Source organism: Actinoallomurus oryzae, from assembly GCF_039541955.1.
In the GTDB taxonomy this organism is placed as follows: Bacteria; Actinomycetota; Actinomycetes; order Streptosporangiales; family Streptosporangiaceae; genus Actinoallomurus; species Actinoallomurus oryzae.
The window spans coordinates 111165-131841 of sequence record NZ_BAABHF010000045.1 but is presented as its reverse complement, the minus strand read 5'-3'; the positions used below and the strand labels follow the sequence as shown (position 1 = coordinate 131841).

Here is a 20677-nt window from a genome sequence, read left to right as displayed (position 1 = left end):
CCGCGGACGATACGGAACGCTCGCCCCGGTTGTCAACGCGGCGCGATACGCTGAGCGGATGACGGCCGAGGACGGAGCCACGCGGGCGCAGGGCGGGGGCAGGAGCGGCGTGCCGATGCGCGCGGACGCGCGGCGCAACCGTGAGCGCGTGCTCAGAGCGGCCGAGGACGTCTTCGCCGAGCAGGGGATCGCCGTACCGCTCGATGAGATCGCCCGTCGCGCCGGTGTCGGCGCCGGCACCGTCTACCGGCACTTCCCGACCAAGGAGGCGCTGTTCGAGGCCGTGATCGCCGGCCGGGTCGAAGTCCTGATGGCCGATGCCGACCGGCTGCGCGCCCATGACGATCCAGGTGCGGCGTTCTTCCAGTTCTTCGCGCACAAGGTCAAGCAGGCTTCGCTCAACAAGGCGCTGTCCGACGCGCTGGAGGCGTCACGGGGATTCCGCTACGGCACGCAGGAGACGCACGACTCCTTCTGGCGGCTGGTCGACGAACTGCTGACCGGCGCGCAGCGAGCCGGTGCGGTCCGCCCGGACCTGGACCGCGACGACGTCAGGGCGCTCATCGTCGGCTGCCTCCGGGCCGTCGACCAGGTCACCGACCCCGCGAAGGCCGACCGCCTCATCGAGGTCATGGCCGACGGCATGCGCGCGAAGTAGCCACAGAACCCGTGATTTTGTCACAGTCAAGGCTTTTAGTTAGGAAGTTATCGACTTACCGTCACATCGAATACCCGACCGAAAGGGGTTCGACGTGGCGTGGATCAAGCGAAGCGGCCTGCTGGCCGCGATGAGCGCCGGCGTTGTCATGCTCGGCGCGACGGCCGCGGACGCGGCGACCGGAACGGTCAACACGAGTGGCACGGCTCTTTCCGTCCGTTCCGGCGCGGGCACGAGCTACCCGACCGTCGGCAGCGTGGCGGACGGGAAGTCCGTCACGATCACCTGTCAGACGCGCGGCACGACGATCACCGGCACGTACGGCACCAGCAGCGTCTGGGACAAGATCACGAGTCCGGCGGGCTACGTCACGGACGCCTACGTCTACACCGGTTCCGACGGGACCGTCGCCCCGCCCTGCATCACGACGCTGACCAACGACTACCCCTACAAGTCCGACTCCTCCAGCCAAGCCGACCCCTGGAACTTCTACAAGCGGGAGTGCGTGTCGTTCGCGGCCTGGCGGATCCGCCAGCGGCTCGGCGTCGACTTCACCAACTCCTACCGGGGCGTGCACTGGGGCAACGCGAACAACTGGGACAGCGCCGCGGCCTCCGCCGGGGTCAAGATGGACCACACCGCCAAGGTCGGCGCCATCGCCCAGTGGAACACCGGCAGTTACGGGCACGTCGCCTACGTCGCACGGGTGAACGGCGACGGCACCATCCTGCTGGAGGAGTACAACTACCTGAGCGCGCACAACTACGACACCCGCACGGTCAGCGCGAGCAGCGTGGGCAACTACCTCCATTTCTGACCCGGACCGCCGACCGGGGAGGATCATGGATGCCGGTCGAGGGAAGGATCAGCGTATGGAACTCACGGCGGAGCCCTGTTCGCCGGTGCGGGTCGAGCACGCCGAGGGGCCGTTCTGGCACGGCGACCGGTTCGGCTGGGTGGACATCATGGCCGGGCGGCTGTGGCTGGCCGGCTTCGACGGGACGACCCTGACCGAGCCGCGCTCCCACGACGTGGGGCGGCCACTCGGCGCGGCGGTGCCGGCCGCGATGGGCGGCTGGGTGCTCGCCGCCGGCACGGCGTTCCTCCAGCTCGACGAGGACGGCAGGGTGACGCCGCTCACCGAGGATCTGGCCGACCCGACGCCCGTCCGGATGAACGACGGCAAGTGCGACCCGGCCGGGCGGTTCTGGGCCGGCACGATGGACTACGACGAGGCGAACCCGATCGCCTCGCTGTACGTCTTCGACGGGCGTCCCCGTACGGTGCTGGACGGCGTGACGATCTCCAACGGGCTGGGCTGGAGCCCGGACCACCGCCTCATGTACTACATCGACACCCCGACCGGGCGCGTCGACGTGTTCGACTACGACGAGGACTCCGGCGCGGTCTCCGGACGCCGGCCGCTCGTGGAGGTCGAGGGCGGCCACCCCGACGGCATGACCGTCGACGACGAGGGCTTCCTGTGGGTGGCGCTGTGGGGCGGCGGAGTGGTGCATCGCTACGACCCGTCGGGCCGCCTCGCGGGCGTCGTACGGCTGCCGGTGACGAACGTGTCGAGCTGCTGCTTCGGCGGCGCCGACGGCGCGACGCTGTTCGTGACGACCTCGCGGCAGGGCCTGTCGGCGGAGCGGCGCGAGGCCGAGCCGGACGCGGGCCGGATCTTCCGGGCCACGCCGGGCGTCAGTGGCCCGCCCGCGACCCCCTTCGGCTGACGTTCACCTGTCCGGAACCTGCCGATCGGGGAATTTCCCACCGAGGCGGCGCGGAATGCGTCATGATCTCCGCGTGGACGAATGGTCACTCAACGGATACACCTCCCTTCGCGAGCTGGGACGGGGCGGCTTCGGCCGCGTCGTGCTCGCCCGGCACGACGCCTCGGGTACGCACGTCGCCATCAAGTACCTGCACGTGCCGGATGAGAAGTTCCGCAGTGAGTTCCGCGCCGAGGCGAGGATCCTGCGCGGGCTACAGGACCCGCACGTGGTGCGCCTGTTCGACTACGTCGAGACGCCGCAGGGGGCGGCGATCGTCATGGAGGCGATCGACGGGGTGTCGCTCCGCGCCCTGCTCCACGAGCGGGGCAACCTCGAACCGGAGGCCGCGCTCGCGGTGCTGAAGGGGTCGCTGCTGGGCCTCGACGCCGCGCACCGCGTGGGCGTCGTCCACCGCGACTACAAGCCCGCCAACGTCATGGTCGGCGGCGACGGGCAGAGCAAGCTGATCGACTTCGGCATCGCGCTGCGCTCCGGCGACTCGGGACAGATCGTCGGCACCCCGCCGTACATGGCGCCGGAGCAGTGGACCGGCACGCCGGCCTCGCCCTCCACCGACGTGTACGCCGCGACCTGCGTGTTCTTCGAGTGCGTGACCGGCCGCACCCCGTACCGGGCGGACACCGTGGCCGCGTACCGGGCGCAGCACACGATGAGCCCGATCCCCGCGGACCAGGTGCCGGAGCCGGTACGCGCGCTGGTCGAACGCGGTCTGGCCAAGCATCCGCAGGGCCGTCCGCCCGGTGCGGCGGAGTTCGCCGCCGAGCTGGAGGAGGCGGCCACCGCCGCGTACGGGCCGGAGTGGGAGTCCAACGGCTGGCGGCGTCTGGCCGAGGCGGCGGCCGGCCTGGCCGCGCTGTTCCCGTTCGCCATGCTCGTCGCGAAGGTCGCGCCGGGCGGGGGCGCCCACGCCGGCGCGGTGGCGGGCAAGGCCGGGCACGGCGTGCTGACCAAACTGCTCGGCGGAAACGTCGCGACCAAGGTGGTGGCCGTGGCCACCGGCGCGATCGTCGTGGGCGGTGCCGGTGCCGCCGCGATCGTGCTGACCCACCACAAGCCGAAGAAGGCCGCCGTGGCGCCGCTGCGCGTCGAACTGGCCTCCTACAACCGGTCGGTGACCGGCCTCGACCTGAGCGGCGCCCGCTTGGTCCAGGTGAGCGGCGGGAAGGACGAGGCCCTGCGCCGCCGCGTCAACGACGCCCTGGCCGCCCCGCTCGAATGGGCGGTCGACGAGATGCGGCAGATGACCACCAGGCAGCAGCCGGCCTGTACGAAGCCGACCGTGCTGGGGGCCAAGCCCGAGATCGGGCTGCGCGGCCCGCACCTGGTGACCGTCCGGTACGAGCTGCCGAAGGAGTTCTGCCACCCGCTCGACTTCGAGCTGCCGCACATCACCGTCACCGTCGATCTGCGCACCGGGCAGTCACTGACGGGCGAGCAGGTGTTCGCCCCCGGGACGGTCACCACGAGCGGCATCGCCACGTTGATGCAACGCGTGCAGCCTCACACCACCGACCCCGACCTCGCGCTGGTGTGCACCGGCGGCACGGAGCCCGCCGACTTCCGTCCGGGGCAGCCGTTCAACACGAAACGGCCACAGCCACCGCGCGTCTCGCCGTTCCTCACCCCGAAGGGCCTGGACGTCACGTGGTCGCACGTCGGCAGCGAGTGCCCGTTCTACTCGGTCACCCTGCCGTACTCCGAGGCACGCGACATGCTCGCCCCGAAGATCGTCGCGGAGCTGCCCAAGTAGCGACCACGTCAGGCGCGGTTCGGTTCGAACTCATCCAGCAGGTTCAGCAGCTGGTCCACGCGTTCCACGATGACCGCGCGCAGCCGCTCGGCGAGCCTGTTCCAGTCTTCGTAGGTCGGCGGCCGGCCGGGTGGGAGGGCCGCGAGCGCCACGCGGATCTCTTCCAGGGTGAGCCCGACCCGCTGCGCGGCGCGGATCATCGCGACGCGGCACAGCACGTCGGCGAAGAAGCGGCGCTGGTTGTCACTCGTCCGTTCGCAGGGCAGCAGGCCCTGGTCGGCGTACCAGCGCACCGCCGACCTGGCGATGCCCATGCGCTCGGCGACCTGGCCGACCGTGAGGCCGGAGACGTGCCACTCTGCGGCCCCGCGATCGCGCGGGCTTGCGTTCAAGTTCACTTGACCCCCTAGCGTCTCGGCCATCTCACCACGAGACGTACAGGAGGAACACCATGGCCGAAACGCTGCGGGTCGGCGTCCTCGCCGGCAGCACCCGCCCGGCCCGGCGGGCCCGTGCGGTCGCCGAGTGGATCTGCGCCGGCCCCGAACCCGGCGAGCTCGCCCTCGATCTCACCGTCGTCGACCTGGAAGAGGTCGGCCTGCCGATGCTCGCCGAACCCGAACCGCCCGCGTTCGGCCGGTACGCGCTGGAGCACACGAAGGCCTGGGCGGAGCTGGTCGCCGGCTTCGACGCCTACGTGCTCGTGTCACCGGAGTACAACCACTCCACCACCGCCGTGCTGAAGAACGCGCTGGACCACCTGTACGCCGAGTGGCAGGACAAGGCCGTGGGCTTCGTCGGCTACGGCACCGGCGGCGGGGTCAGGGCGGTCGAACACCTGCGCGGGATCACCGCAGAGCTCGGGATGGCCGGCGTCGGGCCGCAGGTGGCCCTCGACATCTTCGAGGACTTCGACGACCGGGGCCGATGCGAGCCACGGGCACGACAGGCCGAGGCACGCCGCCGGATGCTCACCGGCCTGGCGCGCTGGGGACGGTCGCTGTGGGGACTGCGCCCGCAGGAGACTCTCGACGGCGAACGTCCGCGCCTGCACTCACCCGCGGCGACCGACGAGGCGTCCACCGCGGTGGAGCGGCTCATCGAGACGCTCCAGGGTGGCGGCGACACCACAGACGCCGATGCGTACGACCGCATGTTCGCCGACGACATCCTCTGGGGCAGCCCTTACGGACGCACGCTGGCGGGCTACAAGCAGCTCAACGAGATCCACCACACCCTCATGGCGAAGAGAGTCGCTCCTCCCTCGCGGTTCGAACCGGTCCAAATACTCGCACCGGCTCCGGACGTGGCCATCGCCCACATCCGCAGACGCGCCCTGCAAGACGGCACTGACGGACCCGGCTTCTCCGAGATGGCGATGTATGTCCTGATCAAGCGGAACGGCACATGGTGGCTGGCCGCCGGCCAGAACACCCCGATCGCCGACCCGCCCGCCGCCCCGTGACCGCGGAACTGCTCGGCCGGCTGCGCCGCACGGCCACGCCGTTGTCTCTCGACCCGGCCCGCGAACCTCCGCGCCTGCCCGAAGCGATCTCCGGCGCCGAGGTCGTCGGGCCGGCGGTGGCCAGGCTCCGCCCGCCGGATGTCATCCGGTCCAGGACGCGAGTTGCTCGTGCGACCGCACATTCCACAACATGCCGTGCCCCTCCGCGACGGCCAGCATGCTGCCGTCGTGACTGAGGGCCAGCGTCTTCGGCCTGTCGATGAGCCGAAGCGTCGTTGCCTTGTTGGCGCCGGGAATCTCCCAGATCTCGACGGTGTCGTCGCTGGGGCTCGAGTCATCGCTGGCGCCCGAGTCGAACGAGGCAACGGCGAGGGCCCGGCCATCCGGGCTGAACGCCAGCCCGCTGTCGGGCGCCACCGAAAAGCTGTGCAACTGGATGGTCTTGGTATGAGAGGCGATATCCCACAATTCCAGACCGTTGTCGTGCGCGCCGGGGAACACGATGGTCCTGCCGTCGGGGCTGAACGCCATTCCGTCAGGTTCGGCCCCAGGCCATGAGGTGCGCTGCTTGTTCTCCTTGGCGTTCCAGATGCGGATGCCGTTGTCGCCGTCTTCGCCGTAGTCGTAGCCGCAGGCGACGTCGTACCCGTTCGAACTCAACGCCATGCCGAGACAGGTGGGCGGGATGGTGCTGGAGACGCGCTTTCCCGTGCGGACGGACCAGATGGCGACGTGGCCGGCCGCGCCCACGGCGGTGAGGGTCCGGCCGTCGGAGCTGTATCCCAGCTCGTCGACCACATCATCGAGCCTGGAGAACTCGTGTTTCTTACGAGTGGCGAGGTTCCAGGTGTCGACGGACCCGCTGTCGAGGGCGGCGGCGACGGTCCGGCCGTCCGGGCTGAAGGCCAGCCTTTCGATCTCGCCGTCGATCTTCCAGGAGCGCCGTAGCTTCTGGGTGGCGGTGTCGTACAACCGCAGGACCCCGGAGTCTCCGCCGAACGCCACGACGTCGCCGTCCGGGCTGAACGCCGTCTGGTCGAAACCCTCGGGGTCATCCGGCTGCGCGCCCGGGACGGACGGAGGGGATTCGGATAGCAGGATCGACGGCGTTGCAGAGTGAGCACTCGCGGGCGAGCCGACCGAGGCGGTATGGATTCCGACATACAACACGGTGACGCCCAATATGGCGAGAGTCGTGATGGCCAGGACTCGGACTCGGCCGGCCTTGGTGACCGGCGGCCGTGGGCGGTGAGGTGTGGCGGGTGCGGGAGGGACCCAGCGATCCCGGTCCGGATCCGGGTGGGGGACCCTCCGTACGGGAGAGTCCTCGACCGGGTCGGCCGGGCCGGTGGTCTCCGGCGGCGACGGCGCGGTCGGCTTCTCGGTGACCGCGGGCACGATGGCCGGTCTTTCGGCGGTGGTGGCCTTGGTCGTCGCGCCGCCTGGCTCATCGCGCAGGATCTCGGCGAACTGTTCGGCGACCTGTTCCGCACTCGGGCGTCGTTCCGGATCACGGCGCAGCAGCCCCGTGATCACCGGCGCGAGCGGACCCGCGCGTACCGGCGCCGGCGGGTCCTGGGTGAGCAGGGTCAGCAGGACGGTGGCGTAGTCCGGGCCCTCGTACGGCGGTCTGCCCTCTGTCGCGTTGAAGAGCGTGGCGCCGAGGGCCCACAGGTCGGCGGCGGGACTGGCGGCGGCGTTCTCGGCCTGTTCGGGGGCCATGAACGCCGGGGTGCCGGTGACGTCTCCGGGTTCGTCGGTGCGCTCGCCGACCCGCTGGGCGACGCCGAAGTCGGTGATGACGATCCGCCGGTCGCTGATCAGGATGTTGGCGGGTTTGAGGTCACGGTGGACGACGCCGGCCGCGTGCGCCTCCCGCAGCGCCTCCAGCGCCGCCCTCCCGATCTCGGCGACGCGCCGGTACGGCAGGCGTACCTCTTCTTTGAGGATGTCGGCGAGTGAACGGCCGGGGAGGAGCTCCATGACGATGATCGGGACGCCGTCGTCGTCGATGACGTCGAAAATCGTGATGATCCCGGGATGGCTGAGCCGGGCGGTGGCACGCGCCTCCTGCAGTGCGAGCGTGCTGAGCTCGGCACGTTCGTCATCGTCGAGGCCGGGCGGCAGAGTGACCTCTTTGATGGCGACCTCGCGGTCGAGCATCTCGTCATGACCGCGCCAGACCGTGCCCATGCCGCCCTGCCCGATCACCTCGATCAGGCGGTAGCGCCCGTTGATCAGCTGACGCCCTTCATCCATGACCCCACCCATGATCGGCTTCGACGGGAGAGAGACACCGGGGGTTCCCGGTCACCGCCCTAGCGAGTGCGGCCCAGCGCCGTCTCGATGACCTCCAGGCCGGCGACGGCGTCGTCCAGCGTGACCGGAGGGGGTGCCTCGCCGCGGATCGCGGCGGCGACCGCCGGATAGAAGTCCTGGTAGCGGCCGTGCTCGGTGGGGTGCGGCTGGGTCCGGCCCGGGGTGCCGAGCAGGCCGTACGCCTCCGGCGGTGTCACGCCGAACCCGGGGTCGTCCGGTGTCCGGCCGTCGCGGAGCTGGGCCTCCTGGCCGTCCAGCCCGTACGAGGTGTACGCCGCCTTGTCGCCGAGCACGCGGAAGCGCGGGCCCAGGTCGGCGCAGATGGCGCTCATCCACAGGTGTGACCGGACGCCGTTCGCGTGGGTCAGGGCCACGAACGCGTCGTCGGCGGCCTCCGCGCCCGGGCGGCGGACGTCGATCTCCGCGTGGACCGAAGACGGCGGGCCGAACAGGGTGATCGCCTGGTCGATGAGGTGTGACCCCAGGTCGTACAGGACGCCGCCGGCGGCGGCCGGGTCGGCGGTCTCCTTCCAGCCCGGCTTGATCTGCGGGCGCCAGCGGGTGAACCGCGACTCGAACCGCAGCACCCGGCCCAGCGCGCCCGACGAGCACAGCCGGGCGACCGTGCGGAAGTCGCCGTCCCAGCGCCGGTTGTGGAAGGGGACCACGAGCGGGCCCCCGGCGAGCGACCGCGCCTCGGCCGCGGTCGGGGCGACCGGCTTGTCGACCACGACCGGCAGGCCGGCGTCGAGCGCCGCGCGAGCGAGGGAGACGTGCGAGCGGTTCGGCGTGGTGACCACCACCAGGTCGTATCCGCCCGCCCAGATTGGGTCCGTACGGTCCAGGATCTCCGTGTCCGGGTACCGGCTGCGGACGCTCGCCCGCCGGTCGGGGTCGGCCGTCACGACGGCGGCCAGTTCGAGTTCCGGCGCGGCGGAGATGAGCGGAGCGTGGAAGACGGCACCTCCGGTGCCATAACCGATCAACGCGACCCGAAGGGTGTCCACAGATGGCCTCCTCAGAATCTATTTGATCACGCTCCGGGTCTGTCCCGGCACGGCCGCCCGGCCTAGTGTCGCTGGGGGGCCCACGATGGGGAGGAGCGCGCATGCCCGGACCATCCCCGGATGCGAATCTGGCGGAGGTGCTCAGGCAGTGGACGCACGCGTTCGGCTGGTCTGAACGGGCCGCGTTCCTGTGCGGTGACGACGTCTACACCCACGGCGAGGTGCACCGGGGCGCGGCCCGCGTCGCGTCACTGCTGCGCGCGTACGGTGTCGCGCCGGGCGACCGTGTGGCGATCGCGCTGCCCGGCTCGATGGAGCTCGTCTGGTCCTTCCTCGGCGTCGTACGCATCGGCGCGGTCGCGGTGCTGGCCGATCCGGACGCCTCGGCGCTGCCCCCGGCGGCCTTCGCGGTCTGCATGCCCGGACGCCATCCTCATACGATCACGCCGGTCGAGCTGATCAGCGCGCTGCCCGCCGCGGCCTCCGCCGACCCGCACCCGGTGATCCCCGACGCGCCGGCGTACGGCCAGCACGCCGCGACGTACGCCCACCGCGACCCCGAAGAGTCCTACCTGGCGATGGAGCCGTTCGGGCTGCGCGAGAACGACGTGCTGTTCTCGGTGTCGAAGACCTACGACCCGGTCGGCCTGCGCAACACGATCTTCCTTCCGCTGTTCACCGGCTCGTGCGCGATCCTCGACTCACGGCAGCGCTCGATCCCCCTGGTCGCCGAGGGGGTGCGGCGGCACCGTGCCAGCGTGTTGCTGTCGACGTCGGCGTTCCTGGGCCGCCTCGCGGCGGAGCGGCCGCAGGGCGACTTCGCGCCGCTGCGGCTCGCGGTCTCCCAGGGGACGGCGCCACCACCGAGCCGCGTCGAGCAGTGGCTCGGCTGCCCGGTGGTGACGCCGTAGGGTCAGCTCCCCGACCCCGCGTAGGTGCCGAAGCTCCAGAAGACGCCCTCGGGGTCGCGCACGGTGAAACCGCGCCCGTACGACTCGTCGAGCGGCTCCCGTACGACCGTGGCACCGGCCGCGCACGCCCGCTTGAACAGGCCGTCCACGTCATCGGTCACGACGTAGACCGATCCGGTGCCGGCCGGCAGACCGGCGATGGAGCTGTCCTCGCGGGAGGAGCTGCCGAGCATGACGCCGCCGCCGAGCGGCCAGCGGAGTTCGGCGTGGTCGACGCGGTCGCCGTTCTCATAGACGGCGACGCGTTCGAAGCCGAAGGCGTCGACCAGGAACCGGATGGCGGCGTGGGCGTCGGAGTAGCGGAACGACGGCCAGATCATGGTTTCGCTCATGGCCCTATCGTCCGCCGGGGTCCTCGCCTCCGTCTTGGATGAATGGGAGGTCCTCGCCGGTCAGCCACGCCGAGGGCGGGCAGCCGCAGAGCTCGTTCCACTCGCGCGCCAGGTGCGCCTGGTCATAGAAGCCGCACACGGCCGCGACCTCGGCGAGCGCCGGCCGGTCCGGCCGCGACAGCAGCCGCTTGGACCGCTGGAACCGTACGACGCGTGCCGTCTCCTTCGGCGTCAGGCCGTACTCGGCGGTGAACCGCGCGGCCAGGTGCCGCCGGCTCCAGCCGACCTCGGCGGCGATGTCCGCGACGCGCGCCCGGCCGCCGCTCCGTGTGATCAGCCGCCAGGCGTGGCGCAGCTCGTCCGGAGGCGCGCCCGGCCGGTCGGCGTCGTGGGACAGCACGTCGTCCAGGACGGCGAACCGTGCGGGCCACGACGGCGCCTCGGCCAGGCGTTCGACCAGCGGGCCCGTCCGCGTCCGCAGCAGCCCGTCGAGCGGGACGACCGCCGACGCCAGCTCGCCGGCCGGCATCCCCAGCAGCGCCCTGGCCCCCTGAGGGGTGAGGTCGAGCTGGACGCCGTACTGGTCGCCGTCGTGCTCGATCAGCACCGGGCGCGTGTGCATCCCCCCGGCGAGCGCCGCGAAATCCGCCGCGTCCGAATGACGGCCGGGCTGCGTCGTACGGGTCGGCTTGCCGAGGCTGAGCACCACGGTGACGTACTGCGAGGGCAACCCCCGGTGTGTGCCCGCCGGCAGACCCTCGTAGCGATAGCCGGAGTAGCGGGCGACCAGCGGCGCGACGCGCGCCGGCGGTGTCACGTCGGCACGCTCCGCGGTGAGAGCCGAGCTGCTCATGTCCACCACCGTAACCGCGACGAACGGCACGTAGCGCCCCTGCCGCGGCGAATCTCCCTCTCGTAGACTGGCCGCGCGACGGCGAGGGAGGGAACCCGGTGGGAGTCCGGGACTGTCCCGCAACTGTGATCGGTGAGTGCACCCGCGCGTACGGTAGCCCGGCTTCACGGCGACCTGCTGGAAGGCCGCGGGTGTGCGGTGACCCGAGAGTCAGGAGACTTCCCGCCGTCGGCGATCGGCACCCGAGCCGGGGCGAGGACCCCCGAGGGAAGGACCCACACGTGCGTGTCTTGCTGCTGTCCACCGCCGACACCGAGTTGCTGTCGGCCCGCTCCGCCGGGTACCTCACCGGCAACCCCACCCGGCTCGCCCTCGCCGACCTCGACGCCCTCTGCGCGGACGCCGACGCCGTCGTCGTCCGGCTCCTGGGTGGCCTGAAGACCTGGCGCGAGGGCGTGGAGGACCTGCGGCGGCGCGGCCTGCCGCTGGTCGCGCTGGGCGGCGAGGCCACGCCCGACGCCGAGTTGATGGCGCTGTCCACCGTTCCCGCCGGCGTCGCGGCCGAGGCCCTCGACTACCTGCGTGAGGGCGGCGTCGGCAACCTGCGCGAACTGCGCCGCTTCCTCGCCGGGATGCTGTCGCCGGGCGACGAGGAGCCCTGGGCGCCGCCGCAGCGGATGCCCGAGTACGGCGTGCACGGCGAGCACGAGACGCGGGCGGACCGGCCCACGGTGGGGATCGTCTTCTACCGGGCGCACGAGCTGTCCGGCAACACGGCGTTCGTCGACACGCTCTGCGAGCGGATCGAGGGGGCGGGCGGCAACGCCCTGCCGGTGTTCTGCGGCTCGCTCCGCTCCGCCGACGAGGGCCTGCTCGAGCTGCTCGGCCGTGCCGACGCGATCGTGGTCACCGTGCTCGCGGCCGGGGCCTCCGCCGAAGATGGGTGGGATGCCGGAGCGCTGGCGGGCCTGGACGTCCCGGTCATCCAGGGGATGTGCCTGACGACCTCGCGGGAGGTGTGGGAGGCCTCCGACGCGGCATTGTCGCCGATGGACGCGGCCATGCAGGTGGCCATCCCCGAGTTCGACGGACGGCTGATCTCGGTGCCGTTCTCCTTCAAGGAGGAGGGGCCCGACGGCATCCCGGTGTACGTCGCCGACCCCGAGCGCGCCGGCCGCGTCGCCGGCATCGCCGTGCGCCACGCACGGCTGCGGCACACGCCACCCGCCGAACGGAAACTCGCGATCGTGCTCTCGTCGTACCCGACCAAGCACGCGCGTGTCGGCAACGCGGTCGGCCTGGACACCCCGGTCTCGGCGGTACGCCTGCTGACCGCGCTCAAGGAGGCCGGCTACCAGGTCGGCGACCACCCCGCCGACGGCGACGAGCTGATCCACTCGCTCATCGCGGCGGGCGGCCACGACGTGGAGTGGCTGACCGAGGAACAGCTCCGCGCCGCGTCCGCCCGGGTGCCGCTGGAGGACTACGAACGCTGGTTCGCCTCGCTCCCGGACTCGCTGCGCGAGGCCGTACGGGAGCACTGGGGCGAGCCGCCGGGCGAGCTCTACACCGTGCCGGGAGGTCGGTCGGGGCAGGTTGGTCGGGAAGAAGCAGGTGACGAGATCGTGCTCGCGTCACTGCGGTTCGGGAACGTGCTGCTGATGATCCAGCCGCCGCGCGGCTTCGGGGAGAATCCGGTGGCGATCTATCACGACCCCGACCTGCCGCCGTCGCACCACTACCTGGCCGCCTACCGCTGGCTGGACGCGACCTTCGGCGCCGACGCCGTCGTCCACCTCGGCAAGCACGGCACGCTCGAATGGCTGCCCGGCAAGGGCCTGGGCCTGTCCGCGGAGTGCGCGCCCGACGCCGTACTGGGCGACCTGCCGCTGGTCTACCCGTTCATCGTCAACGACCCGGGCGAGGGGACCCAGGCCAAGCGCCGTGGCCACGCCGTCGTCGTCGACCACATGGTGCCGCCGATGGCCCGCGCGGACACGTACGGCGACCTGGCCAAGCTCGAACAGCTCCTGGACGAGTACGCCACGGTGCAGGCGCTGGACCCGGCCAAGCTGCCCGTCGTGCGCGCGCAGATCTGGACCCTCGTCCAGGCGGCCCAGCTCCACCAGGACCTGCACGTGTCCGACGAGCCGGACGCCGACGCCTTCGACGACTTCGTCCTGCACGTGGACGGGTACCTGTGCGAGGTCAAGGACGTGCAGATCCGCGACGGCCTGCACATCCTGGGCGACGCACCGGACCCGGAGCAGCGGGTCAACCTCGTGCTCGCGGTGCTGCGGGCCGCCCAGGTGTGGACCGGCGGATCCGGCGCGCTGCCGGGACTGCGCGCGGCCGTCGCCGCCCGGTACGGGCTGGAGGAGAAGGCGCTGCTGGCCGAGCCGGGCGCCCCGGCGGACGCGGGCGGCCTCACGGAGATCGCCGACGGCCCGGCCCGTACCGCCTCGGACGTCGTCGACCTGCTCGAGGCGGTCGCGCGGCGGCTCGTGGTCGGCATGGAGACCCTCGGGTGGGACGCGTCCAAGGCGCCGGCGGTCTGCGCCGAGGTGCTCGGGTCGGCGGATCCGGACGTCGTACGGCTGCTGGAGTTCGCGGCGCGCGAGGTCGTCCCGCGGCTGGAGGCCACGTCCGGCGAGATCGACGCCGTCCTGCACGCGCTGGACGGCGGGTACGTCCCGGCCGGACCCTCGGGTTCGCCGACGCGCGGCCTGGTCAACGTGCTGCCGACCGGGCGCAACTTCTACTCCGTCGACCCGAAGGCGATCCCCTCCCGCAACTCCTGGGAGGTCGGCGTCTCCCTGGCCGACTCGCTGATCGCCCGTCACCTCGCCGACACGGGGGAGTACCCGCGCAGCGTCGGCCTGACGGTCTGGGGCACCTCGGCGATGCGCACCCAGGGCGACGACATCGCCGAGGTCCTCGCGCTGATCGGCGTTCGGCCGGTGTGGGACGAGGCCTCCCGGCGGGTCACCGGCGTCGAGGTGGTCCCGCGCGAGGAGCTCGGCCGCCCGCGCATCGACGTGACGCTGCGCATCTCCGGCTTCTTCCGCGACGCGTTCCCGCACGTCATCACCCTCGTCGACGACGCGATCGCGGCCGTGGCCGAGCTGGACGAACCCGACAACCACCTGCGGGCGCACGCGTTGGAGGACGCACGCGAGCACGGCGACTGGCGGCGCGCCACGAGCCGCATCTTCGGCTCCAAACCGGGCGCGTACGGCGCGGGCCTGCTGCCGCTGATCGACGCGCGCAACTGGCGCGACGACGGCGACCTGGCCGAGGTGTACGCCGTGTGGGGCGGCTACGCGTACGGGCGCGGACTCGACGGGCGCGAGGCGCGCGGCGACATGGAGGCGGCGTTCCGGCGCATCACGGTCGCCGCCAAGAACCAGGACACCCGCGAGCACGACATCGTCGACTCCGACGACTACTTCCAGTACCACGGCGGCATGGTGGCCATGGTCCGTACGCTGACGGGCCGCAGCCCGGCCGCGTACGTCGGCGACTCGGCGCTGCCGGAGCAGGTGAAGACCAGGACGCTCGGGGAGGAGACCCACCGGGTGTTCCGTGCCCGGGTGGTCAACCCGCGCTGGATCGCGGCGATGCGCCGGCACGGCTACAAGGGTGCGTTCGAGCTGGCCGCGACGGTGGACTACCTGTTCGGCTACGACGCGACGGCGGGCGTGGTGGACGACTGGATGTACGAGAAGCTGGCCGAGGAGTACGTCTTCGATCCGGAGAACCGGGAGTTCATGGAGCGCTCGAACCCCTGGGCGCTGCGCGGCATCACCGAACGCCTGCTGGAGGCCGCCGACCGCGACCTGTGGGCCGAGCCGGATCCCGAGACCCTCGACCGCCTCCGCGAGACCTACCTGCGCCTCGAAGGCGACCTCGAAGGCGGCGAGTAGCGGGCCCCGCTCGATGGTGATCTTGAAAGGCGAAGGGTAACGGGCGTCGCACGTCACGGTGAAATGTCGTGGCGAAAGGGGCGACCATGGGCCGGTGCGGGTCTAGACTTGCGTCGTTCGTTGTCTTGGACCATTCGCGTTATGAAGGTAGGTCTGGCGCCATGACCGCATCCCAGACTCCCACCCCCGCCGAGGAGTTGCGCGGTGCCGGCCTGCGCGTGACCGCCGCCCGGGTCGCGTTGCTCGAGACCGTCCGGCACGGTGACCACCTCGACGTCGAGGCGATCGCGTCCGGAGTGCGCGATCGCGTGGGCCATGTCTCCCTTCAAGCCGTGTACGAGGCACTCCACGCTCTCACCGCGGCGGGGCTCGTACGCCGCATCGAGCCGGCCGGCAGCCCGGCGCGGTTCGAGGGACGCGTGGGGGACAACCACCACCACGCCGTGTGCCGGTCGTGTGGTGCCGTCGCCGACGTCGACTGCGCGGTCGGCGATGCGCCCTGCCTGACAGCTTCCAACGACCAGGGCTTCACGATCGACGAGGCCGAGGTCATCTATTGGGGCCTGTGCCCCGACTGTTCCACCACAAATCGGAAGGATTCCCGTGGCTGACACTCCTGACGCCGTTGTTGGAGAGACGAACGAGAGCGCGGGCGGGTGCCCGGTCGCGCACGGGCGCGCGCCGCATCCCACCCAGGGCGGCGGCAACCGCGGCTGGTGGCCGGAGCGGCTCAACCTCAAGCTGCTCGTCAAGAACCCGCCCATGGCCAACCCCCTGGGCGAGGACTTCGACTACGCCGAGGCGTTCAACAGCCTTGACCTCGCCGCCGTGAAGCAGGACATCGCCAACGTCCTCACCGACTCGCAGGACTGGTGGCCGGCCGACTTCGGGAACTACGGGCCGCTGATCATCCGCATGGCGTGGCACAGCGCCGGCACCTACCGCGTCAGCGACGGCCGGGGCGGCGCCGGAGCGGGTCAGCAGCGCTTCGCGCCCCTCAACAGCTGGCCGGACAACGCGAGCCTCGACAAGGCCCGCCGCGTGCTGTGGCCGGTCAAGAAGAAGTACGGCCGGAAGATCTCGTGGGCCGACCTGATGATCCTGGCCGGCAACGTCGCCCTGGAGACGATGGGCCTGAAGACCTTCGGCTTCGCCGGCGGACGCGAGGACGCCTGGGAGGCCGACGAGGACGTCTTCTGGGGTCCGGAGACCGGCTGGCTGGACGACGAGCGTTACAGCGGCGACCGCGAGCTGGAAAAGCCCCTGGCCGCGGTGCAGATGGGCCTCATCTACGTCAACCCCGAGGGCCCGAACGGCAACCCGGACCCGCTCGCCGCGGCGCGCGACATCCGCGAGACGTTCGCCCGCATGGCGATGAACGACGAGGAGACCGTCGCCCTGATCGCCGGCGGTCACACGTTCGGCAAGACGCACGGCGCGGCCCCGGCGGACGCCATCGGCCCCGAGCCCGAGGGCGCCCCGCTGGAGGACCAGGGCCTGGGCTGGAAGAACACGCACGGCACCGGCAAGGGCCGCGACTCCCACACCAGCGGTCTCGAGGTCACCTGGACGCCCACCCCGACCAAGTGGGACAACACCTTCTTCGAGCTCCTCTTCGGCTATGAGTGGGAGCTGACCGAGAGCCCGTCCGGGGCGAACCAGTGGCGGCCGAAGGACGGCGCCGGCGCCAACACCGTGCCCGACCCCGAGGACGGCACGCTGAACCGCCAGCCGGGGATGCTGACGACCGACCTCGCGCTGCGCTACGACCCGATCTACGAGCCGATCTCGCGGCGCTTCAAGGACAACCCCGAGGAGTTCGCCGACGCGTTCGCCCGCGCCTGGTTCAAGCTGACCCACCGCGACATGGGCCCGATCCAGCGCTACCTCGGGCCCGAGGTGCCGGCGGAGACGCTGGTCTGGCAGGACCCCGTCCCGGCGGTGGACCACGAGCTCGTCGACGCCGACGACGTCGCCGCGCTCAAGGCCCGGCTCCTCGACTCCGGCCTGTCGATCTCCCAGCTGGTCACCACCGCGTGGGCGTCGGCCGCGTCGTTCCGCGGCACCGACAAGCGCGGCGGCGCCAACGGCGCGCGCATCCGGCTCGAGCCGCAGAAGAGCTGGGAGGTCAACAACCCCAGCGAGCTGGCGACCGTGCTGCGCACCCTGGAGCAGGTCCAGCAGGCGTTCAACGCCGAGCAGACCGGCGGCAAGCGGATCTCCCTGGCCGACCTGATCGTGCTCGGTGGGTGCGCGGCCGTCGAGCGGGCCGCGAAGAACGCCGGTCACGACGTGGTGGTGCCCTTCACCCCGGGACGCACCGACGCGTCGCAGGAGCAGACCGACGTGGAGTCGTTCGAGGTGATGGAGCCGACGCACGACGGGTTCCGCAACTACCTCATGAAGGGGAACCTGCTGCCGGGCGAGTTCCTCCTCATCGACCGGGCGAACCTCCTCACCCTGAGCGCCCCCGAGATGACGGTCCTCGTCGGTGGTCTGCGCGTCCTGGGCGCCAACCACGGGCAGTCGTCCCTGGGCGTCTTCACCGACAACCCCGGGTCGCTGACCAACGACTTCTTCGTGAACCTGCTCGACATGGGCACGGTGTGGAAGCCGACGTCCGAGGAGTCGGAGACCTACGAGGGCCGCGACGCCTCGGGCGAGGTCAAGTGGACCGCCAGCCGCGTCGACCTGGTCTTCGGGGCGAACGCCGAGCTGCGCGCGGTCGCGGAGGTGTACGCGAGCGACGACGCGAAGGAGAAGTTCGTGACGGACTTCGTCGCGGCGTGGGACAAGGTGATGATGCTGGACCGGTACGACCTCGCCTGATCCTCGCGTGATCGATCTCGTCTGACCGACGACGTCCGGGCCGGCCCATCCATGGGCCGGCCCGGACGCTTTTCTGGTGGGCCCGTGGATGGGGCGGCGTGGATGCTGTCAGGCGGCCGGTGCGTTCGGCGCGGGTTCGAGGAGAGCCTGCCGGTGGCCGCGCCGCGCCCGGCGTACGGCGAGTGGCGCGGCCAGGCCGGTCAGGGCGAACAGTGCTCCGACGACGTACCACCCGGGCCGGCCCCAGGCGATGCACAGGGAGATGAGCACGCTAGGCCCGACGGCCTCGGCCAGCCCGGCGCCCAGGCCGAACACGCCCAGGTACTGCCCGGTGGGTGTTGACGACCATCGTTCCCGACACGAGCCAGCGCGGAGCGGTGGTGGCCTCGACCAGCCAGAGCGGGACGGCCACGGTGAGCACCTTGAACTGGACCGCCATGATGCCCTCGAGCGCGGTGAGCAGAAGGTAGGGCCGGTCCCGTAGCGCGATCCAGCGGGGCCCGTGGACGACGGGCCCGGCCGTGACCGGCGGCAGGAAGGCGAGGATCGCCGCGGAGGCCGCGAAGGCGATCGCGTTGCCGACGACCAGCATCTGGTACGCCGTGAGGGTGCCCACCTGAACCGCCCACCCCGCCAGCAGGGCACCGAGCGAGATGCCGACGTTGGTCACCGCGCGGAGATAGGCGCGGAACTCCTGGGGCCGGTCCCCGCCGTAACGCCTGATGAGCGGACTGCGTGCGGCCAGCCCGGCCGCCTTGGCCCCGGTGGCCGCGCCCACCGTGAGGACGAACGGCCAGAAGCCGTCCACCAGCACGAACCCGGGCGTCGCCAGCGTCTGGACGACGAGGGTGGCCGCGTAGACGCCGCGCGCCCCGCGCCGGTCCGCGAGATGGCTGACGGCGATGCCGACGGCCAGCGAGAGAAGCCCGGCGACGATGCCGAGCCCGAGCCCCACCTGGCTCGCCGGCAGGTGCACCGCCTGGGTGAAGAACAGAACCCCGGCGGTCAGGTAGAGGCCACTGCCGACGGTGTAGACGAAGTTCGAGGCCGCGACGACACGCTGTGGTCCGGTGTGCGGTACGAGGTGGGGCATGGCGTGGCTCCCGGCAGGGGGTGAGGGCCGGAGCTCATCTAGTTGCAAGTAGCTTGCAATAGCAAGTGCGATGCGGCTGTGGGCTTACCTGGATGCATTGATCGGTGGAAGACTGGCGCCGGATACATCCGAGGCGGCCGAACCCGGCGCGAGGTTCGACCGGATCGGGGCCGTGGCTGAGCCGATGGAGTCCTCGCGTCGCGCGACCCGGAAGTGATGGAGACCTTCACATGACCCCGAGGCGTTCTGCTGACGGAGTTCGATCCGAGCGGTGACGCTGCGCGCCGACCTGACCGAATTGCTCGCCGATGCCGACGTCGTCGACGTGGACGTCGACAGGGCCATCGAGGACGAGCACGTGCGCTGCTCCGCGTATCTCAGGGTTCTCTCGGTGCTCGCCGCCGCACGGAGCCGTGACCGTGACCGGGAGGTCGTCTCGACGATCCTGCGCGACCCCGAGGGGTCGGTGGCCAAGACGGCGGTTGTCGCACTCGTGGACGGCATCGCGATGAAGACGGATGACCCGGCCGAGTTCCGGCGGTGGGCGGCCGGACTGACGCCGGAGATGGATCGGCTCATGGCGGATGGGCACCGCGGCTTCCTGCACCGTCGAATCCACGACTGGACGGTCTACCTGACCATCCTGGCCGGCCGTACTCCGGCCGCCACCGAGCTGGCCGGGCTCACGGACTGGATGCAGCGCAAGATCGCAACGGAATCGACCTCACCGGCGGTACTCGCCATGCTCACCGAAACGGGCCGCACACGGAAGATACGGAACATCGCCCGAAACCGCGCCGGCAGCCGCGCGGTCGGAAACGAACGCCGACCGGATCGGACGAACTGATGGAGACCTTTACATGACCTCCCCGGTGTGGCGAACCGGTGGCGGGGGGAGCGCGATGGACATTCCACTGACGGAGTTCGATCCGAGCGGTGACGGGCTGGTCCCGCCGACCCCTCCTCCGCTGAGCGAACCACTGCCGGAGCGCGTGGTGATGTGCTTCTTCCCCGAGGTCGTCGAGGGCCTCCCGGAGACGTACGGCGCGCGGCGCATCGGCGCGTACTCCCGCGAACTGGGCGGCCACGCGATCTACCGGATCGTCCACGACGGTGTCCCGGTCGCGGTCTTCCACCCCGGCGTCGGCGCGCCGCTGGCCGTACAGCACTTCGAGAAGGCGATCGCCGCCGGCGGACGGTACTTCGTGGCCTGCGGTGGGGCGGGCGCCGTACGGCCCGGCCTGGCGCTCGGCCACGTCGTCGTGCCGGACGCCGCCGTACGCGACGAGGGCACCTCCTACCACTACGCCGAGCCGTCCCGCCTGGTCCGCGCCGACCCGGCCGCCGTGGAGACCGCCGTGGCCACGCTCGCCGCACACGACGTCCCCCACGTCACGGGAACGACCTGGACGACGGACGCCCCGTTCCGCGAGACCCCGGCCCGCGTACGAGCGCGCCGCGAGGAGGGCTGCGTGACGGTCGAGATGGAGACCGCCGCGTTCCTCGCCGTCGCGACCTTCCGCGGCGTGCGCTTCGTCCAGTACCTCTACGCGGGCGACGACGTGAGCGGCGAGGCCTGGGACCACCGCGCGTGGACGACGGCCGCCGTACGCCCGGAGCTCTTCGCGCTCGCCGCCGAAACGGCCACCCGCCTGTGAACGAGGGAAGCGGCGGGCCG

The 20677-nt window shown here is 71.4% G+C and carries 18 protein-coding genes and 1 riboswitch; of the genes, 11 read left to right on the top strand and 7 right to left on the bottom strand.

Going from position 1 to position 20677, the window contains the following annotated elements; translation table 11 throughout:
- Nucleotides 1–58 precede the first annotated feature (58 nt).
- The 4 genes from ABEA10_RS35735 (at nucleotide 59) to ABEA10_RS35720 (ending at nucleotide 4204) form a co-directional block, all read left to right on the top strand.
- Entirely contained in the window at nucleotides 59–658 is a 600-nt protein-coding gene (locus ABEA10_RS35735) for a TetR/AcrR family transcriptional regulator (protein ID WP_345471602.1), read from the top strand.
- Between the two features lie 94 nt (nucleotides 659–752).
- The gene (locus tag ABEA10_RS35730) at nucleotides 753–1475 is read left to right on the top strand and encodes a CHAP domain-containing protein (protein WP_345471600.1); all 723 of its coding nucleotides are present in this window, start codon (nucleotides 753–755) and stop codon (nucleotides 1473–1475) included.
- Nucleotides 1476–1530: 55 nt separating this feature from the next.
- Entirely contained in the window at nucleotides 1531–2391 is an 861-nt protein-coding gene (locus ABEA10_RS35725) for an SMP-30/gluconolactonase/LRE family protein (protein ID WP_345471599.1), read from the top strand.
- Nucleotides 2392–2464: 73 nt separating this feature from the next.
- Nucleotides 2465–4204 (top strand): serine/threonine-protein kinase, encoded by a 1740-nt coding sequence (locus tag ABEA10_RS35720; protein ID WP_345471597.1) that lies wholly within the window; start codon nucleotides 2465–2467, stop codon nucleotides 4202–4204.
- Between the two features lie 8 nt (nucleotides 4205–4212).
- Here ABEA10_RS35720 and ABEA10_RS35715 read toward each other — a convergent pair whose 3' ends face one another.
- Nucleotides 4213–4602, bottom strand: a complete 390-nt coding sequence (locus ABEA10_RS35715; RefSeq protein WP_345471595.1) for a MerR family transcriptional regulator — start codon at nucleotides 4600–4602, stop codon at nucleotides 4213–4215.
- 53 nt (nucleotides 4603–4655) lie between these two features.
- On the opposite strand from ABEA10_RS35715, the gene ABEA10_RS35710 reads away from it, so the two are divergent.
- Nucleotides 4656–5669, top strand: a complete 1014-nt coding sequence (locus ABEA10_RS35710) for an SgcJ/EcaC family oxidoreductase (protein ID WP_345471593.1) — start codon at nucleotides 4656–4658, stop codon at nucleotides 5667–5669.
- Between the two features lie 141 nt (nucleotides 5670–5810).
- On the opposite strand, the gene ABEA10_RS35705 is transcribed toward ABEA10_RS35710, so the two are convergent.
- Together ABEA10_RS35705 and ABEA10_RS35700 are read right to left on the bottom strand one after the other, a co-directional pair.
- Nucleotides 5811–7928: a WD40 repeat domain-containing serine/threonine protein kinase gene (locus ABEA10_RS35705; RefSeq protein ID WP_345471591.1), complete on the bottom strand. Its 2118-nt coding sequence runs from the start codon at nucleotides 7926–7928 to the stop codon at nucleotides 5811–5813.
- A 59-nt stretch (nucleotides 7929–7987) separates the two neighbouring features.
- A complete protein-coding gene (locus ABEA10_RS35700; RefSeq protein ID WP_345471589.1) occupies nucleotides 7988–8995 on the bottom strand; it encodes a Gfo/Idh/MocA family oxidoreductase in 1008 nt (335 codons plus the stop codon).
- A gap of 101 nt (nucleotides 8996–9096) precedes the next feature.
- Between ABEA10_RS35700 and ABEA10_RS35695 the strand changes: the two genes are divergently transcribed.
- Nucleotides 9097–9906 (top strand): AMP-binding protein, encoded by an 810-nt coding sequence (locus tag ABEA10_RS35695; protein WP_345471587.1) that lies wholly within the window; start codon nucleotides 9097–9099, stop codon nucleotides 9904–9906.
- A gap of 2 nt (nucleotides 9907–9908) precedes the next feature.
- On the opposite strand, the gene ABEA10_RS35690 is transcribed toward ABEA10_RS35695, so the two are convergent.
- Nucleotides 9909–10298, bottom strand: coding sequence for a VOC family protein (locus ABEA10_RS35690; RefSeq protein WP_345471585.1), 390 nt, complete (start codon nucleotides 10296–10298; stop codon nucleotides 9909–9911).
- Nucleotides 10299–10302: 4 nt separating this feature from the next.
- The gene (locus ABEA10_RS35685) at nucleotides 10303–11151 is read right to left on the bottom strand and encodes a helix-turn-helix domain-containing protein (protein ID WP_345471583.1); all 849 of its coding nucleotides are present in this window, start codon (nucleotides 11149–11151) and stop codon (nucleotides 10303–10305) included.
- A gap of 88 nt (nucleotides 11152–11239) precedes the next feature.
- A riboswitch (cobalamin riboswitch) is annotated at nucleotides 11240–11372 on the top strand.
- Nucleotides 11373–11432: 60 nt separating this feature from the next.
- On the opposite strand from ABEA10_RS35685, the gene cobN reads away from it, so the two are divergent.
- The 3 genes from cobN (at nucleotide 11433) to katG (ending at nucleotide 17906) form a co-directional block, all read left to right on the top strand.
- Complete coding sequence (cobN, locus tag ABEA10_RS35680) at nucleotides 11433–15077, top strand: cobaltochelatase subunit CobN (RefSeq protein ID WP_345471581.1); 3645 nt, start codon at nucleotides 11433–11435, stop codon at nucleotides 15075–15077.
- A 161-nt stretch (nucleotides 15078–15238) separates the two neighbouring features.
- Nucleotides 15239–15688 carry a Fur family transcriptional regulator gene (locus ABEA10_RS35675; RefSeq protein ID WP_329255365.1) on the top strand — a complete coding sequence of 150 codons (450 nt, stop codon included), beginning with the start codon at nucleotides 15239–15241 and terminating at the stop codon, nucleotides 15686–15688.
- Nucleotides 15681–17906 carry a catalase/peroxidase HPI gene (gene katG, locus ABEA10_RS35670; RefSeq protein ID WP_345471579.1) on the top strand — a complete coding sequence of 742 codons (2226 nt, stop codon included), beginning with the start codon at nucleotides 15681–15683 and terminating at the stop codon, nucleotides 17904–17906. The genes ABEA10_RS35675 and katG overlap by 8 nt, the downstream gene beginning before the upstream one ends.
- Nucleotides 17907–18014: 108 nt before the next feature.
- On the opposite strand, the gene ABEA10_RS35665 is transcribed toward katG, so the two are convergent.
- Together ABEA10_RS35665 and ABEA10_RS35660 are read right to left on the bottom strand one after the other, a co-directional pair.
- Nucleotides 18015–18221, bottom strand: coding sequence for a hypothetical protein (locus ABEA10_RS35665; RefSeq protein WP_345471577.1), 207 nt, complete (start codon nucleotides 18219–18221; stop codon nucleotides 18015–18017).
- Nucleotides 18178–18999: an MFS transporter gene (locus ABEA10_RS35660; protein WP_345471575.1), complete on the bottom strand. Its 822-nt coding sequence runs from the start codon at nucleotides 18997–18999 to the stop codon at nucleotides 18178–18180. Before ABEA10_RS35660 ends, ABEA10_RS35665 begins: the two co-directional genes overlap by 44 nt.
- 271 nt (nucleotides 19000–19270) lie before the next feature.
- On the opposite strand from ABEA10_RS35660, the gene ABEA10_RS35655 reads away from it, so the two are divergent.
- The gene (locus tag ABEA10_RS35655) at nucleotides 19271–19846 is read left to right on the top strand and encodes a hypothetical protein (protein ID WP_345471573.1); all 576 of its coding nucleotides are present in this window, start codon (nucleotides 19271–19273) and stop codon (nucleotides 19844–19846) included.
- Nucleotides 19847–19901: 55 nt separating this feature from the next.
- Complete coding sequence (locus ABEA10_RS35650; protein WP_345471571.1) at nucleotides 19902–20657, top strand: nucleoside phosphorylase; 756 nt, start codon at nucleotides 19902–19904, stop codon at nucleotides 20655–20657.
- Nucleotides 20658–20677: the final 20 nt, after the last annotated feature.